This is a genomic window from Achromobacter sp. Marseille-Q4954, from assembly GCF_943737025.1.
Lineage (GTDB): Bacteria > Pseudomonadota > Gammaproteobacteria > Burkholderiales > Burkholderiaceae_B > Achromobacter > Achromobacter bronchisepticus_A.
This window is the reverse complement of record NZ_CALSFQ010000001.1, coordinates 877,640-890,300: the sequence shown is the minus strand read 5'-3', so window position 1 is coordinate 890,300 and position 12,661 is coordinate 877,640. Positions and strand designations below refer to the sequence as shown.

Annotated in this window: 14 protein-coding genes; 4 read left to right on the top strand and 10 right to left on the bottom strand. The window is 67.2% G+C overall.

Going from position 1 to position 12,661, the window contains the following annotated elements:
• Window positions 1-18 precede the first annotated feature (18 nt).
• The 4 genes from NGK62_RS04055 to NGK62_RS04040 all read right to left on the bottom strand — a co-directional run bounded on the left by NGK62_RS04055 (window position 19) and on the right by NGK62_RS04040 (window position 3,156).
• The gene (locus NGK62_RS04055) at window positions 19-378 is read right to left on the bottom strand and encodes a helix-turn-helix domain-containing protein (RefSeq protein WP_059375110.1); all 360 of its coding nucleotides are present in this window, start codon (window positions 376-378) and stop codon (window positions 19-21) included.
• Between the two features lie 20 nt (window positions 379-398).
• Window positions 399-653, bottom strand: coding sequence for a type II toxin-antitoxin system RelE family toxin (locus NGK62_RS04050; protein WP_059375107.1), 255 nt, complete (start codon window positions 651-653; stop codon window positions 399-401).
• Between the two features lie 164 nt (window positions 654-817).
• Window positions 818-1,783, bottom strand: coding sequence for a Bug family tripartite tricarboxylate transporter substrate binding protein (locus tag NGK62_RS04045; protein ID WP_251877533.1), 966 nt, complete (start codon window positions 1,781-1,783; stop codon window positions 818-820).
• Window positions 1,784-1,824: 41 nt separating this feature from the next.
• On the bottom strand, window positions 1,825-3,156 hold the full coding sequence (locus NGK62_RS04040) for an arylsulfatase (protein WP_251877530.1): 1,332 nt from the start codon (window positions 3,154-3,156) through the stop codon (window positions 1,825-1,827).
• A gap of 96 nt (window positions 3,157-3,252) precedes the next feature.
• Here NGK62_RS04040 and NGK62_RS04035 point away from each other — a divergent pair, with 96 nt between their 5' ends.
• Window positions 3,253-4,149: a LysR family transcriptional regulator gene (locus tag NGK62_RS04035; RefSeq protein ID WP_059375100.1), complete on the top strand. Its 897-nt coding sequence runs from the start codon at window positions 3,253-3,255 to the stop codon at window positions 4,147-4,149.
• Between the two features lie 30 nt (window positions 4,150-4,179).
• On the opposite strand, the gene NGK62_RS04030 is transcribed toward NGK62_RS04035, so the two are convergent.
• From NGK62_RS04030 to NGK62_RS04005, 6 genes are all read right to left on the bottom strand, one after another.
• Window positions 4,180-4,779, bottom strand: a complete 600-nt coding sequence (locus NGK62_RS04030; RefSeq protein ID WP_251877528.1) for a LysE family translocator — start codon at window positions 4,777-4,779, stop codon at window positions 4,180-4,182.
• Between the two features lie 96 nt (window positions 4,780-4,875).
• Window positions 4,876-5,670, bottom strand: coding sequence for an SDR family NAD(P)-dependent oxidoreductase (locus tag NGK62_RS04025; RefSeq protein ID WP_251877526.1), 795 nt, complete (start codon window positions 5,668-5,670; stop codon window positions 4,876-4,878).
• Window positions 5,670-6,464, bottom strand: coding sequence for an ABC transporter permease (locus NGK62_RS04020; RefSeq protein WP_059375092.1), 795 nt, complete (start codon window positions 6,462-6,464; stop codon window positions 5,670-5,672). The genes NGK62_RS04025 and NGK62_RS04020 overlap by 1 nt, the downstream gene beginning before the upstream one ends.
• On the bottom strand, window positions 6,452-7,261 hold the full coding sequence (locus NGK62_RS04015) for an ABC transporter permease (protein WP_059375089.1): 810 nt from the start codon (window positions 7,259-7,261) through the stop codon (window positions 6,452-6,454). Before NGK62_RS04015 ends, NGK62_RS04020 begins: the two co-directional genes overlap by 13 nt.
• Window positions 7,254-8,177 (bottom strand): NAD(P)-dependent oxidoreductase, encoded by a 924-nt coding sequence (locus NGK62_RS04010; protein ID WP_059375085.1) that lies wholly within the window; start codon window positions 8,175-8,177, stop codon window positions 7,254-7,256. Before NGK62_RS04010 ends, NGK62_RS04015 begins: the two co-directional genes overlap by 8 nt.
• Before the next feature lie 19 nt (window positions 8,178-8,196).
• Entirely contained in the window at window positions 8,197-9,249 is a 1,053-nt protein-coding gene (locus NGK62_RS04005) for a LacI family DNA-binding transcriptional regulator (protein ID WP_251877524.1), read from the bottom strand.
• 222 nt (window positions 9,250-9,471) lie between these two features.
• Between NGK62_RS04005 and NGK62_RS04000 the strand changes: the two genes are divergently transcribed.
• The 3 genes from NGK62_RS04000 to NGK62_RS03990 are packed head-to-tail and all read left to right on the top strand — an operon-like array spanning window position 9,472 to window position 12,649.
• The gene (locus tag NGK62_RS04000) at window positions 9,472-10,524 is read left to right on the top strand and encodes an ABC transporter substrate-binding protein (protein WP_251877522.1); all 1,053 of its coding nucleotides are present in this window, start codon (window positions 9,472-9,474) and stop codon (window positions 10,522-10,524) included.
• A 30-nt stretch (window positions 10,525-10,554) separates the two neighbouring features.
• Window positions 10,555-11,868, top strand: a complete 1,314-nt coding sequence (gene hpsN / locus NGK62_RS03995) for a sulfopropanediol 3-dehydrogenase (RefSeq protein WP_251877520.1) — start codon at window positions 10,555-10,557, stop codon at window positions 11,866-11,868.
• A gap of 7 nt (window positions 11,869-11,875) precedes the next feature.
• Window positions 11,876-12,649, top strand: coding sequence for an SDR family NAD(P)-dependent oxidoreductase (locus NGK62_RS03990; protein ID WP_059375074.1), 774 nt, complete (start codon window positions 11,876-11,878; stop codon window positions 12,647-12,649).
• Window positions 12,650-12,661: the final 12 nt, after the last annotated feature.

Below are 12,661 nucleotides of genomic sequence, written 5' to 3'. Positions count from 1 at the left end.
TGCTAGGCCGCCTTGCGTTTACACGTCGATCTGGTCGAAATGCACCCCCAAGGCGGTCGCGAGGCGCTCACGGGTGCTGCGCCTGGGGTTCGCATTCGCGGATTCCATTGCCGCATAGCTGGGCTGACGTATGCCCAGGCGCGCCGCCATGTCGACTTGGGTTATCCCCAGATATTCGCGCCAGGCGCGCACGATGCTCCAGCCGTTGCTGGTCATGAGCGTGACGACCTCATGTGGAATCGTACCGTCTGCGGGAATGCGCGGCGGCCGGCGGGCAATGGCTGCCGGTGCACCCGTCAAGGCGAGATACTCCGAATAGGGCAAGACAACGAATGCGGGCTTGCCGTCCGATTCAAGTATGGTGGGATGCAGGCGCATGGGGCGTTTTTGTGCTCAGCTCAATAGGTATGGTCGTCGCGCCGTTTCACTTCCTGGATCTCGATGATACGGACGACCGCGGCAACGTCGAATAGCACCCGATACTGGCCTATACGTAGACGAAACCCAAACTGGTGATTGGTCAGTGCTTTGACATTGCGCGACGCGGGAAACAGCTCCAGTTCAGCGACCTCCTCAACGATTCGACTTCGATCGACGGGAGAGATTTTCCTTAACTGCTTGACCGCTGTTTTGGTCCAGTTGATCGAGAACATTCGGCGTTCGCATACGGTTATAGCTTAAGCTATATAGCTTTTCAAGCCTTCCCATTGCTTTGCAAGAAGAAATGATCAGGCGCCCTCCACCTTCTAAGATTTTTGAGGAGGGCCGATCAAGATCTTGACGTTACTTCAGGACGAACTCCGATTCATTGCTGTACTCAATTCGCCAGCTTCACCGCCCCGCTGTCGATCAGCTTCTGCCACTTGGCGCTATCCGCCTGGATGAACGACTGCAATTCATCCCGCGAGCCGCCGCCGGCGATCATGCCGGCATTTTCCAGGGCGGCCTTGAACTCCGGCGTGGCCACGGCGGCGCGCAGCGCGGCGTTGACCTGATCGAGCTGCGCGGCCGGGATGTCCTTGCTGGCCGCGACCGAGAACCATTGGGTGGCGGCGTAGCCTTTGAAGCCGGACTCTTCCACCGTGGGCACGTCGGGCAGGCTGTCCAGGCGGTAGGGCGTGGTGACGGCGTAGGCTTTCAGCGTGCCGGCCTTGATCTGCGGCATGACCGGGGCCGAGCCCAGGATCGCCAGGGGGATCTGGCCACCGGCCACGTCGGCCACCGCCTGGCCGCCGCCCTTGTAGGGCACGTGCACGATACGGGTGCCGGCGTACTGGTTGAGCAGTTCGCCCGCCAGGTTCTGCGAGGTGCCGTTGCCTGAGCTGCCGTAGCTCCAGGCCTCGGGCCGCTGGCGGGCGTCCGCCAGCACGTCCTGCAAGGATGCCCGGGCGTCCTTGGCGGGGCCGACGATGACCATGGGACCCTGAGCCATCAAGATGACGGGCGCCAGCTCGCGGCCGATCTCGGGCTGGGGCGTGGGGTAGATCAGCGGGCCGGGCACGGTCAGCAAGTAGCCGTCGCTGGCCTTGCTGCGCGCCACCAGCTGCAGGGCGATGGCGCCCGCCGCGCCGGGGCGGTTTTCCACGATGACGTTCAGGCCGCTGCGCCGCGCCAGTTCCTGCGCGGCGATGCGGGTCAGCACGTCGGCGGTGCCGCCCGGCACGAAGCCGATCACCCAGGTGATCTGCTTGCCAGGCCATTCCAGCTTGGTGTCTGCCGCGCTGGCGGTGACGGTTAGCGCGGCGCCCAGCAGCAGCGCGCAGCAGCGGATAGCGAATTTCATGTTTTCCCCTTTGTGTTTTTTTGCCCGGACCGCCGCGCGTCTCAGCTCGGGTCCGGCTTGCCGGGCGGCGTATTCGGATGCGCGGCGCAAGACTGGTTGAAGGACTGCACCATTTTCAGGATCGGACCCAGCACCCAGGTGTTGAAGATGAGGATGTCGCTTTCTTCCTTGGGGTCCTGCTTCAGGTTGAACAGGTACGGCGACTCCAGTTTGCCCTTGCCTTCGTTGACCTCGGGCTCCCAGTAGAAGTGCAGCTTCCAGTCGCGCCATTTGACCGCGCGCAGGTCGTTCTTGATGTAGAACAGGAAGCCCTCGCGCGGCGAGGCGGGGCTGGCGCCGGTGAAGAAATCGGTCTGGTCTATGCCGTCGATGGGCCGGTCTTGCGGAATGGACGCGCCGCCGATGCGCGACAGCGTGGTGTACAGGTCGGTGACGTGGACGATCTCGTTGGAGACCTGGCCGGGCTGGACCCGGCCGGGCCAGCGGATCATGAAGGGCACGCGCAGGCTGCCTTCCATGGCGGTGTGGTAGGTACCGGTCCAGGGGCCGGCGGTGCCGCGGTAGGGCTTGCGGAATTCCGGACCGTTGTCGCTGCAGAAAATGAACACGGTGTCGTCGCGCAGATTCAGCTCGTCCACCGCCTGCACGATCTGGCCGACGCGGTGGTCCATTTCCACCATGGAGTCGGCGAAGTCGCCGGCGCCGGTGCGGCCCGCGAAGTCCGGGTGCGGCAGGGTGGGGAAGTGCAGGTGCACCAGCGGCAGGTATAGGAAGAAGGGGCGGCTGGCCTCGGCATGCTTGCGCATGAAGCCGATGGACCGGTCGACCAGTTCGGCGTCGATGCCGCGGCGCGTCTCCAGGTCGTAGACCTTGACGTTTTCCGAAGGCGAGCCGGCCTGGCCCTGCATGATGTGCGGGATGTCGGCGACCGAGGGATCGAAGCCGATGGACGAGGTGAACTGGCTTTCGTCCGTGGTGCGCGGGATGCCGTACCACTCGTCGAAGCCGCGGTCGGACGGATAGCGGCCGGGGATGTCGCCCAGGTGCCATTTGCCGTAGTGCGCGGTGGCGTAGCCCTGGCCCGACAGTTGCTGGGCCAGCGTGATTTCATCGCGCGCCAGGCCTTGCGGCAGGCCGGGAGGCACCGATTGCAAACAACCGGTGCGGATGGGATGCCGGCCGCTCATGAGCGCCGAGCGCGTAGGCACGCAGTCGCTTTCCACGTTGAAGTTCTGCAGCAGCAGCCCTTCCGAGGCCAGCCGGTCGATGTTGGGGGTGGGCGCGCCGCGCAGCGCGCCGCCGCCGTAGCAGCCCAATTCGCCCCATCCCAGGTTGTCGGCCACGATCAATACGATATTGGGCTTCTTGTCCACGCGCTGCGTCTCCTGTCTGCGGGTTTATCCAGGGATTCTAGGAGCGCGGGCCCGGCTTAATATTCCTGAAGCTGTGTCTATGCATAACTGTTGATTATGAATCTGTCCTTGCGCGACATCGAGTATTTCCTGGCCGTGGTGGAACACGGCAACCTGGACCGCGCCGCAGCCGCCTGCGGCGTCAGTCAGCCGGCGCTGTCCAAGTCTTTGCAGCGGCTGGAAGCCGACACGGGACTGGCGCTGCTGGACCGCGGCGGGCGCGGCTTGCGCCTGACCTCGGCGGGCCTGGCGTTTCGCGAGCATGCGCAGCGGCTGTGGGCGGAATACCGTGACGCCGTGCGCAACGCGATGGAGCTGCGCCTGGGCGAGGCCGGACTGCTGCGCATTGGCGCCACCGGCGCTACCGTGGACAGCGTGGTGATGCCGGCGTTGCGCCGCCTGCTGCCGCGCCGGCCCGCGCTGCGGGTGCAGTTGACGCAAGGCCAGTCGGACGATCTCAACGAGCAGGTGGCGGGCGGCAAGCTGGACCTTGCGGTGACGCCGATCTACGCCGACGTGCCGGGTTCGCTGCACCAGGAATCGATCCGCGAGGACGGCCTGTGCGTGGCCGCCAGCCGCAAGCATCCGCTGGCGTCGCGGCGCAAGCTGGCGTTGCGCGACCTGGAAGGCCAACGCTGGATCCTGCCCATGCAGGGATCGGTGGCGCGTCAGGCGCTGCAGGCCCGCTATGCCGAGGCGGGCCTGGCGCAGCCCGCGGCGGCGCTGGAAGTCCAGCATTTCTCGGGCGGCGCGCTGGCCTTGCTGGCAGGCTCGGACTTGTTGGCGCTGATGCCGCACAGCGCGCTGGCGCCGGACATTGCGGAGTTGCCGGTGGCGCTGGGCCGTCCTTTGCGGCGCAGCATGGCACTGGTCACGCGCCACGGCGCCACCTGGTCGCCGCTGATGCAGGAGTTCCGCGCCGTGGTGCTGGAGGCCGCGGGCCAAGATGCCTAGCGCTCCGACTCCCTCCGCCCGCGCGCGGCGCTAGCGGAACGCTGTCCAGGCCAGGGTCAGCGAGAACAATCCCAGGATGACGGAAGCCCCGCGCTGCGCCCGCGCCGGATCGATCCAGCGTGTTTTCGCGCCACCCAGCGACGCGCCGAACGCCACCCAGGCCAGGCCTATCGGCACCAGCAGCGCGGTGAACAGCGCCATGGCTGCAAGGTAGGCGGGCAGGCTCCAGAACGCCGCCGGCGGAAAAACCGCGCTGGCAAAGAGGATGCCCTTGGGATTGAGCAGGGTGGCCGTGAACAGCGTGCGCATGCCGATGACCTGCCGAGCCACCGTCGGCACGGCGCGGGCGGCGCGCCACATGCGCACGGCCAGGCAGGCGATGTAGATGCTGCTGGCGGCGCGCACGCAAGCCGGCAGCCACGGCAAGGATTTCGCCGCCTGCTCAAGAAAGCGGCCCCAGAGCGAGATCGACACGATGTAGCCGGCCAGTTCGGCCATCGTCAGCCGCGCCGCGCGCGCGAAACCCAGGCGCAGGCCGGCTGCGGCCAGCAAGGTATTGGTCGGGCCTGGCATGGCCAGGATGACGGTGACTCCGACGGCGAATACTCCTGCGGTGGCAAGGCTAAGCATGGACGAAACAGGCGGCGTTGAACATGACGGCGGGTAGTGTAGCGGCGCGCGCCCTGCCAAGGGAAACGCCGGGCGGGCCCGGGCCGCTCCCAACGCTCAGGCAGTTCGCGGCAAGCCCCCGTAGGGCGCCCACCCTGATCCGGCGATGACGCCGCCGTCGCAAGGGATGGTGGCGCCGGTGACGACCGCGGCCGCGGGCGACAGCAGGAAGAACACGACGTCTGCTATCTCGCGCGGCTGCATCAGGCGGCCTAGCGGCGTGGCGTTCAGGATCGGCGTCATGTCCCGCTCCCCCTGCCGCTCCTTGGGTTTCAGGAAGGGCGTGTCGGTCCAGCCGGGCGCGATGGCGTTGACGCGCAAGCCGCGGCGCGCCCAGTGCACCGCGAGGGCTTCGGTCAGATTGACCACGGCGGCCTTGGCCGGACCGTAGGCCAGCACCGGGCCGGGGCGGAACGACAGCACGGACGCCACGTTGACGACCGCCCCGCGTCCGCGTTCGGCCATCGCGCTGCCGAATACGCGGCAGGCGATATAGGTGCCTTTCAGATGGGAATCCACCACACGGGCCCAGGCCTCCACCGGATAGTCTTCGATGGCGGTTGGAACCTGGGCGATACCGGCGCAGTTCACCAGTCCGTTGACCGTAGGCAAGAGGGCGGCAAGCCGTTCCTGAGTGGCCCGCAGTCCGGCCTCGTCCAGCACGTCGCCCGGGGCGGCCACCGCGCGCGGTCCCAGTTCCCGCGCCAGCGTGTGCGCGGCTTCCTGGTTGAGGTCAAGGATTGCGGCGTAGCCGCCTGCCTCGATCACGCGCCTGCATACCGCCGCGCCGATGCCGCTGGCGCCGCCCGTGACGATGACCGACAGGGTCGAGTCCGATATTGCGTGGTCCATCAGCGTCCCCAGCGCGCCTTCAGGCGCTGTTCAAACATGCGCAGCGCAACGTCGATGCAGATGCCGACGATGCCGATGGCGATCATGCCGGCCATGACGATATTGGTGGCGACGTTGAGCTGCCCCTGGACCATCATGTAGCCGATGCCGTTGCCCACCACGATCAGTTCCGCGCCCACCAGCGATTGCCAGCCGATGCCGGCGCTGACGCGCAGGCCGGCCAGGATGGACGGCAACGAGGCCGGCAGCAGCACTTCGGCCACGATGCGCGGGCCGCTGGCGCCCAGCGTGCGCGAGGCTTCCAGCAGCCGCGTGTCGACGAACTTGGCGCCGCGATAGGCGCTGATCAGGCAGGGCGGAAAGGCGCCGGCGAAGATGATCAGGGTGGGTCCGCCGATGCCGGTGCCGAACCACAGGCCGGCGAACGGCACCCAGGCGATGGGCGCCACGAAGCGCAACGCATCGAAGAACGGACTGACTACGTCGTCCAGCCAGCGGTACCAGCCCATCAGCAGACCCAGCGGTATGCCTACCGCCGCGGCCAGCAGGAAGCCGCAGGCGAAGCGGTAGAGGCTGGCGCCCAGGTGCGTCCAGAGCGTGGCGCCGGAATAGGGTTCGCTGCTGTACTGCGCGATGGTCTGCAGCACGGTCAGCGGGCCAGGCAGGTAATTGGGCGGGAAAACGCCTGCCACGCTCAGCAGGTGCCAGGCCAGGAAGAAGCCGGCCAGCCCCAGGCAGGACAAGCCGAAGGTGAAGGCGGGCGGGTCGCCCGAGGTGCGTGTCAGCGTAGCCATGGCAAGGCCCTCTTTTCGATCCATTCCAGTCCGCGCGTCATCACCGCGCCCAGCAGGCCTACCCAGACCATGGCGTACAGGATCATGCCGGGCCGGATGTCCAGCGCCGCGGTGTCCAGCACCTTGCCCAGGCCGATGAAGGCGCCGATGAGTTCCGCCGCCACCAGCGTCATCCACGCGGTCTGCAGCGACAGCCGCAGGCCGGTGAAGATCATGGGCATGGAACCGGGTATCAGGACCTCGCGCAGCATGCGGACCGGATTGCCCGCGCCGTGCACGCGCGCGGCCTCGATCAGCGTGGGGTCGATGTTGCGCACGCCTGCATAGGTGTTGATGACGGCAGGCGTGAAAGAAGACACCCAGATCAGGAAGATCTTCGCCGGATCCCCCAGGCCCAGCCAAAGGATGGCCAGCGGAATCCAGGCCAGCGGCGGAATCGGACGCAGCAGCGAGAATACCGGCCCGACCAGGGCGTCGATGCGCTTGCTGAAACCCATCAGCAGGCCCAGCGGGACGCCGGTGCCGATCGCGACCAGAAATCCCAGGAATACCAGGCGCAGGCTGTGGCCGATGTGCTGGAACAGCGTGCCGCCGGCGTAGCCCGAATCGCGCGAGAGCTGCACCGCGGCCTGCCAGGTGGTGAGCGGGGTGGGAAAGCGCGCGCCATTGACCAGGCCCAGCGCCGACACGATCCACCAGGCGGCAAAGGCGATGGCGACGGCGGCCACGCCCACGGTGACGCGGCGGCGTGATGCGCGCGGCCGCCGCGCGGGCAGGGTTGCGATGTGTTCACTCATGGCCGGACCCCGCGGCCTCGCGGTCCAGGTGGGCCACGTCTTCGAGCAGCAGCAGCATGGCGGTGCAGTCCTGCTCCTGCCGTCCCCACGACTTGGCAAGCGCGAACATCTCGCGGGCGTAGCCGCCCAGGCCCAGCGGCGCGCCCACCGAGGCCGCCAGGTTCATGGCCAGGTTGATGTCCTTGTAGCCCATGCGCATGGGGAAGTCGGGGCTGATGTCGCCCGCCAGTACCTTGCCGGGGAAATTGGTCAGGAGCTGCCCGCGCCCCGCAGTGGTGTTGGACAGCACCTTGACGACGGTGGCGCGGTCCAGTCCGAGCTTGGCGGCGAACATCAGCGCTTCGCCCGTCAGCACCATGCCAACCATGGACATGTAGTTGTTGACCAGCTTGAGCCGGATGCCCGAACCGAAAGCGCCCACATGCACGATTTCGTTGGCCATGGCGGCGAAGATGGGCGCGGCCTGGTCGAAGTCGGCCTGCGCGCCGCCGGCCATGATCAAGGCCTTGCCCTGCGCCGCCTCGCGCGGCGTGCGGCCCACGGGCGCATCCATGCAACGCAGGCCCAGGGCCGCGAGATCGGCGGCGATGCGGTCGGTCTCGACCGCGTCGCCGGTGCTCATTTCGATGACCAGGGCGCCCGGGTTCAAGCCCGCCGCCGCGCCGTCGGCGCCGAACAAGGCGTCGCGGACCTGGGCCGAGGTGGGCAGCATGGTGATCGCCACGTCGCAGCCGCGCGCGGCGTCCAAGGGCGTGGCGGCCCGCCGGAAGCCGGTGTCGGCCAGGCGCTCCATGGCTGCGGGAACGACGTCGTAGCCTGATACTGCATACCCCTGCGCGGCCAGGTTGCGCAGCATCGCGCTCCCCATGACGCCCAGGCCCAGGAATGCAATGCGGGGTGATTCGATGTGTTCCATGGGGCTTGCTCCGTTGTGGTCAGCTGCCTAGCCGCGCACTGGTGCTGCTGCGCGGCGGCGCGGTAGTGTCGCGGACGATCAATTCCAGTTCGATGCAGACATTCTCGGGCGGCGTGTTGGCGTCGGCTGCCAGCAGAATATTGGCGGCGCGCTGGCCCAGCTCGAAGGCCGGCACGTTCAGGGTGGTGATGCCGGGCCGGCAATGGGCGGCCATTTCGATGTTGTCGAAGCCCGTGATCGAGATCTGCTCGGGCACGCGCAGGTTTTGCCACAGGCATTCCTGCAGCGCGCCGTAGGCCAGGATGTCGTTGCCGCACATGACCGCAGTGGGCGGCTCGGGCAGGCGCAGCAGGGTGGCCATGGCGCGGCGGGCTTCGGGCACGGTGTAGGGCTTTTCGATGACGTACTGCGGCGGCAGGTCGATGCCGCGGCGCGTCAGGGCGCGTGTGAAGCCGGCCACGCGGTCGGCGGCGCGGTCGTTGTCCTTGGATATGCCGGCAATCACGCCGAGGCGGCGGTGGCCGATGTCCAGCAGGTAGTCGGCGATGCGTTGCGCAGCCGCGGCGTTGTCCCAGCCCACCATGGGCCAGGGATCGGCGGCGTCGTAATGGCAGGTGGTGACGAAGGGGATGCCCTTGGAGTGCAGCAGTTCGTAGAGTTCCGGGTCGCGGCTGCGGCCGACCAGCATCATGGCGTCCACGCCGCGCTCGATCAGCGCGCGCACTTCGCCCGCTTCGCGCGCCGGGCTGTAGTTGGTGCTGGCCAGCAGCAGCTGATAGCCGTGTTCGTGGATCGCCTGCTGCATGCCGTCGACCAGCTTGGCGAACAGGGCGCTGTCCACCGTGGGGATGATGGCGCCCATGGTGCGGGTCTTGCGGGAAGCGAGCGAACGGGCTGCGCCGTGCGGTACGTAGCCAGCCTCGGCCAGCAGGGCCATGGCGCGCGCGCGCAGGTCGGGCCGCACTTTTTCCGGGTGGTTCAACACCCGCGACAACGTTGCCGACGAGATGCCGCCAGCGACGGCGATGGACTTCAGGGTGTCCCCGGATAGGGGCGCGGATTTTCGCTTCATTTTTTGAAAGCGCTTTCAGAAATTTGATGGTGTGAATATACAGTTATTGAAACGCTACGGTCTATCTCTAGGGTTTTCTCGGGGTTGAACGGGATTCTTGCGCGCTTATTCTTTGTATGCGCTTTCAAAAAACCGAGCCCGGACGCAGATCCGGGCCTGCTATCCGGGGAATGTCGCGGCAGCTCGCGCATGCAGACCGGAATCCACTATCGGAGACTAAGCATGTCGAGAATCCCCCGCATCCTGGGTCTGTGCCTGGCGCCGCTGGGCGCCTTGTTGTTGAGCCCGTCCGCGTCGGCCCAGACGCCGACTCCCATCAAGGTCAGCTACCAGATTGCCTATTGGGCGCTACCGATCTACATCGCCACGGAAAAGAACTGGTGGGCGGAAGCCGGCTTGAAGCCGGAGTTCGTGGTGTATCCCGCGGGGGCGCAGCAGATTGCCGGCGCCGCGTCCAAGTCCTGGGACGTGGGCGGAACGGGGTCGCCGCCCGCGGTGCTGGGCGCGCAGCGCTACGGCATCGTGACGCTCGGCGTCACCAATGACGAATCGACCGCCAACGGCGTGATGGCGCGCAAGGAAAACGCCGCCGCCGTGCGCAGCAACGCGGCCAAGGAAGTGAAGGGCAAGCAGATCCTCCTCAGTCCGAACTCGACGGGCGAATACGCCACCATGGCCTGCCTGAAGAAATGGGGCATGCAGCGCAGCGACGTCAGCGTGGTGACGCTGGCCCCGGCGCAACTGGTGTCCGCCTACACCGGAGGTAACGGCATGCTGGCCGGCACCTGGGCGCCCAATTTCTACACGCTCAACGAACAGATCGGCGCGGAAGTCGTGTGCAGCGGCAAGGACGCGGGCGTGATGATTCCAGGCGCGCTGGTGGCGCGCGGCGAATTCGCCCAGCAGAATCCGGACGCGGTCGCCAAGTTCCTGGCGGTATATCTGCGGGCCGTCAGCTTCGAAAAGAACAACAAGGCGGAAGCCATGGGCTACCTGCGCAAGCTGTTCCAGGCCAACGGCATCAAGCTCAACGACGGCTACCTGGGGCAGGAGCTGGAACGGCCGATCTTCACGCTGGATGAACAGCTCAAGCTGATGTCGCGCAGCGGCGGCAAGTCCACACTGGACAACGCCTACGAGGCGCTGTCTGGCTACTTGAAGAGCGTGGGCACGCTCACCGAGGTGCCGGATCCCAAGGCCTACATCACGGACGACTACATGAAGCGAGTCGAGCTGACGCCGGCGCTCAAGACCTTCGCCAACAAGACCAACTGAGCTTTATCCATTCTTCCGCGAGGCCATACCATGGCAGTAAGCAAGCTCAAATCCGCGTCCAGGCAGCCCCAGGGCAATGAGGCCGCCGCGCGTGAGGTCGCAGCCGAGATGCTGGCGAACATCAAGTCGGGCGGCGAGGCCGCGGTGCGCGACTACGCCCGGCGGCTGGATAAATGGGAGGGGGAAATTCTGGTCGGCCGCGCAGAGATGGAGCGGCGCACCGCGTCCATTCCCGACGGCATCAAGCGCGACATCGAGTTCGCCGCCGGCCAGGTGCGCAAGTTCGCGCAGGCGCAGATGGCTTCGGTGCGCGAGTTCGAATTGGAGCTCGCGCCCGGCCTGGTCGCGGGCCAACGCCTGATACCGGTCAATGTGGCGGGCTGCTATGTGCCTACCGGGCGCTACGCCCACATCGCTTCGGCCTACATGAGCATCGCCACGGCCAAGGCGGCGGGCGTGCCCATGGTCATCGCCTGCTCCACGCCCTACCGCGGCGAGGGCATACATCCGCAGGTGCTGTACGCCATGCAGGTGGCGGGCGTGGACGCCGTGATGACGTTGGGGGGCGTGCAAGCGATCGCCGCCATGGCCTACGGCCTGTTCACCGGCAAGCCGGCCGACATCATCGTCGGACCGGGCAACAAGTTCGTGGCCGAGGCCAAGCGCATGCTGTTCGGCAGCGTGGGCATCGACGTATTCGCCGGGCCTTCGGAGGTCTGCATCATCGCCGACGCGTCGGCGGACCCGGCGATTGTGGCCTCGGACCTGGTCGGGCAGGCCGAGCATGGGCACGAATCGCCGGCCTGGCTGATCGCCACCGACCGCAAGTTGGCCGAAGCCGTGCTCAAGCGGGTGCCCGAACTGATCGCGTCCCTGCCGCCTACCGCAAGGGACGCGGCCGGCGCCGCCTGGCGCGACTACGGCGAGGTGGTGCTGTGCGATACGCGCGATGAGGCGGTCGAGGTCTCCGACCGCTATGCCAGCGAACACCTGGAGGTCCATTGCGAGGACCTGGACTGGTGGTTCCGGCATCTGACCTGCTATGGCTCGCTGTTCCTGGGCGAGGAAACCACGGTGGCGTTCGGCGACAAGGCCAGCGGCACCAACCACATCCTGCCCACCAAGGGCGCGGCGCGCTATTCGGGCGGCCTTTCGGTGCACAAGTTCATCAAGACCGTCACCTGGCAGCGCATGACGCGCCAGGCCAGCCGCGACACCGCCCAGGTGACGGCGCGGATCTCGCGCCTGGAAGGCATGGAGGCGCACGCGCGCACAGCGGACGACCGCCTGGCCAAGTACTTTCCCAAAGAGTCCTTCGAACTTGGCGAACCGGTGCGGGAGTGAAGCCATCATGCAGAACGACATGTTCCGCCTGTTCGACCTGGACGGCCGAGTTGCGCTGGTAAGCGGCGGCAGTTCCGGCATAGGCAAGGCCATCGGCCTGGCGCTGGCGCGGGCCGGCGCCAGCGTGGTGCTGGTGGCGCGGCGCGAGCAGGAGCTGGCTTGCGCCGCGGGTGAATTCGAAGCGCAAGGCCTGCGGGCGCGCGCCTTGTCCTGCGATCTGGCTGACCGCGATGCGTTGCGCGGCTTTGCCGCCCGCGCGGCCCAACCGTTCGGCGCGCCCGACATCCTGGTAAATGCCTCGGGCATCAACGTGCGCAAGCCCTTCGAGGACACGGCCGACGAGGACTGGGACCGCTCGCTGGCGATCAACCTGACCGCGCCGTTCCTGCTGACCCGCGCGCTGGCGCCGGCCATGCGCGAACGCGGCTGGGGCCGCATCGTCAATATCACCTCGCTGCAGTGCGTGCGCGCCTTTCCCGACAGCGCGCCCTATGGCGCGTCCAAGGGCGGCCTGATGCAGCTGACCCGCGCCATCGCCGAGTACTGGTCGCGCCACGGAATTACCTGCAACGCGATCGCGCCGGGCTTCTTCGAGACGCCGCTGACCGCGCCCGTGATGAGCGACCCGGCCCGCGTGCAGGCCCTGGCGGCCAGCACCATGATCGGTCGCAACGGCCGGCTGGAGGACCTGTACGGCGCGGCCGTGTTCCTGGCGAGCGAGGCGTCGGCCTACATCACCGGGCAGACCCTGTTCATAGACGGCGGCTTTTCGGCTCGCTGATCGGCATCTCCG

Bases quoted from the DNA above. Each gene is read 5' to 3' on its own strand.
- NGK62_RS04055 (WP_059375110.1), bottom strand. From the start codon at position 378: ATGCGCCTGCATCCCACCATACTTGAATCGGACGGCAAGCCCGCATTC.
- NGK62_RS04050 (WP_059375107.1), bottom strand. From the start codon at position 653: ATGTTCTCGATCAACTGGACCAAAACAGCGGTCAAGCAGTTAAGGAAA.
- NGK62_RS04045 (WP_251877533.1), bottom strand. From the start codon at position 1,783: ATGAAATTCGCTATCCGCTGCTGCGCGCTGCTGCTGGGCGCCGCGCTA.
- NGK62_RS04035 (WP_059375100.1), top strand. From the start codon at position 3,253: ATGAATCTGTCCTTGCGCGACATCGAGTATTTCCTGGCCGTGGTGGAA.
- NGK62_RS04030 (WP_251877528.1), bottom strand. From the start codon at position 4,779: ATGCTTAGCCTTGCCACCGCAGGAGTATTCGCCGTCGGAGTCACCGTC.
- NGK62_RS04025 (WP_251877526.1), bottom strand. From the start codon at position 5,670: ATGGACCACGCAATATCGGACTCGACCCTGTCGGTCATCGTCACGGGC.
- NGK62_RS04020 (WP_059375092.1), bottom strand. From the start codon at position 6,464: ATGGCTACGCTGACACGCACCTCGGGCGACCCGCCCGCCTTCACCTTC.
- NGK62_RS04015 (WP_059375089.1), bottom strand. From the start codon at position 7,261: ATGAGTGAACACATCGCAACCCTGCCCGCGCGGCGGCCGCGCGCATCA.
- NGK62_RS04010 (WP_059375085.1), bottom strand. From the start codon at position 8,177: ATGGAACACATCGAATCACCCCGCATTGCATTCCTGGGCCTGGGCGTC.
- NGK62_RS04005 (WP_251877524.1), bottom strand. From the start codon at position 9,249: ATGAAGCGAAAATCCGCGCCCCTATCCGGGGACACCCTGAAGTCCATC.
- NGK62_RS04000 (WP_251877522.1), top strand. From the start codon at position 9,472: ATGTCGAGAATCCCCCGCATCCTGGGTCTGTGCCTGGCGCCGCTGGGC.
- hpsN (WP_251877520.1), top strand. From the start codon at position 10,555: ATGGCAGTAAGCAAGCTCAAATCCGCGTCCAGGCAGCCCCAGGGCAAT.
- NGK62_RS03990 (WP_059375074.1), top strand. From the start codon at position 11,876: ATGCAGAACGACATGTTCCGCCTGTTCGACCTGGACGGCCGAGTTGCG.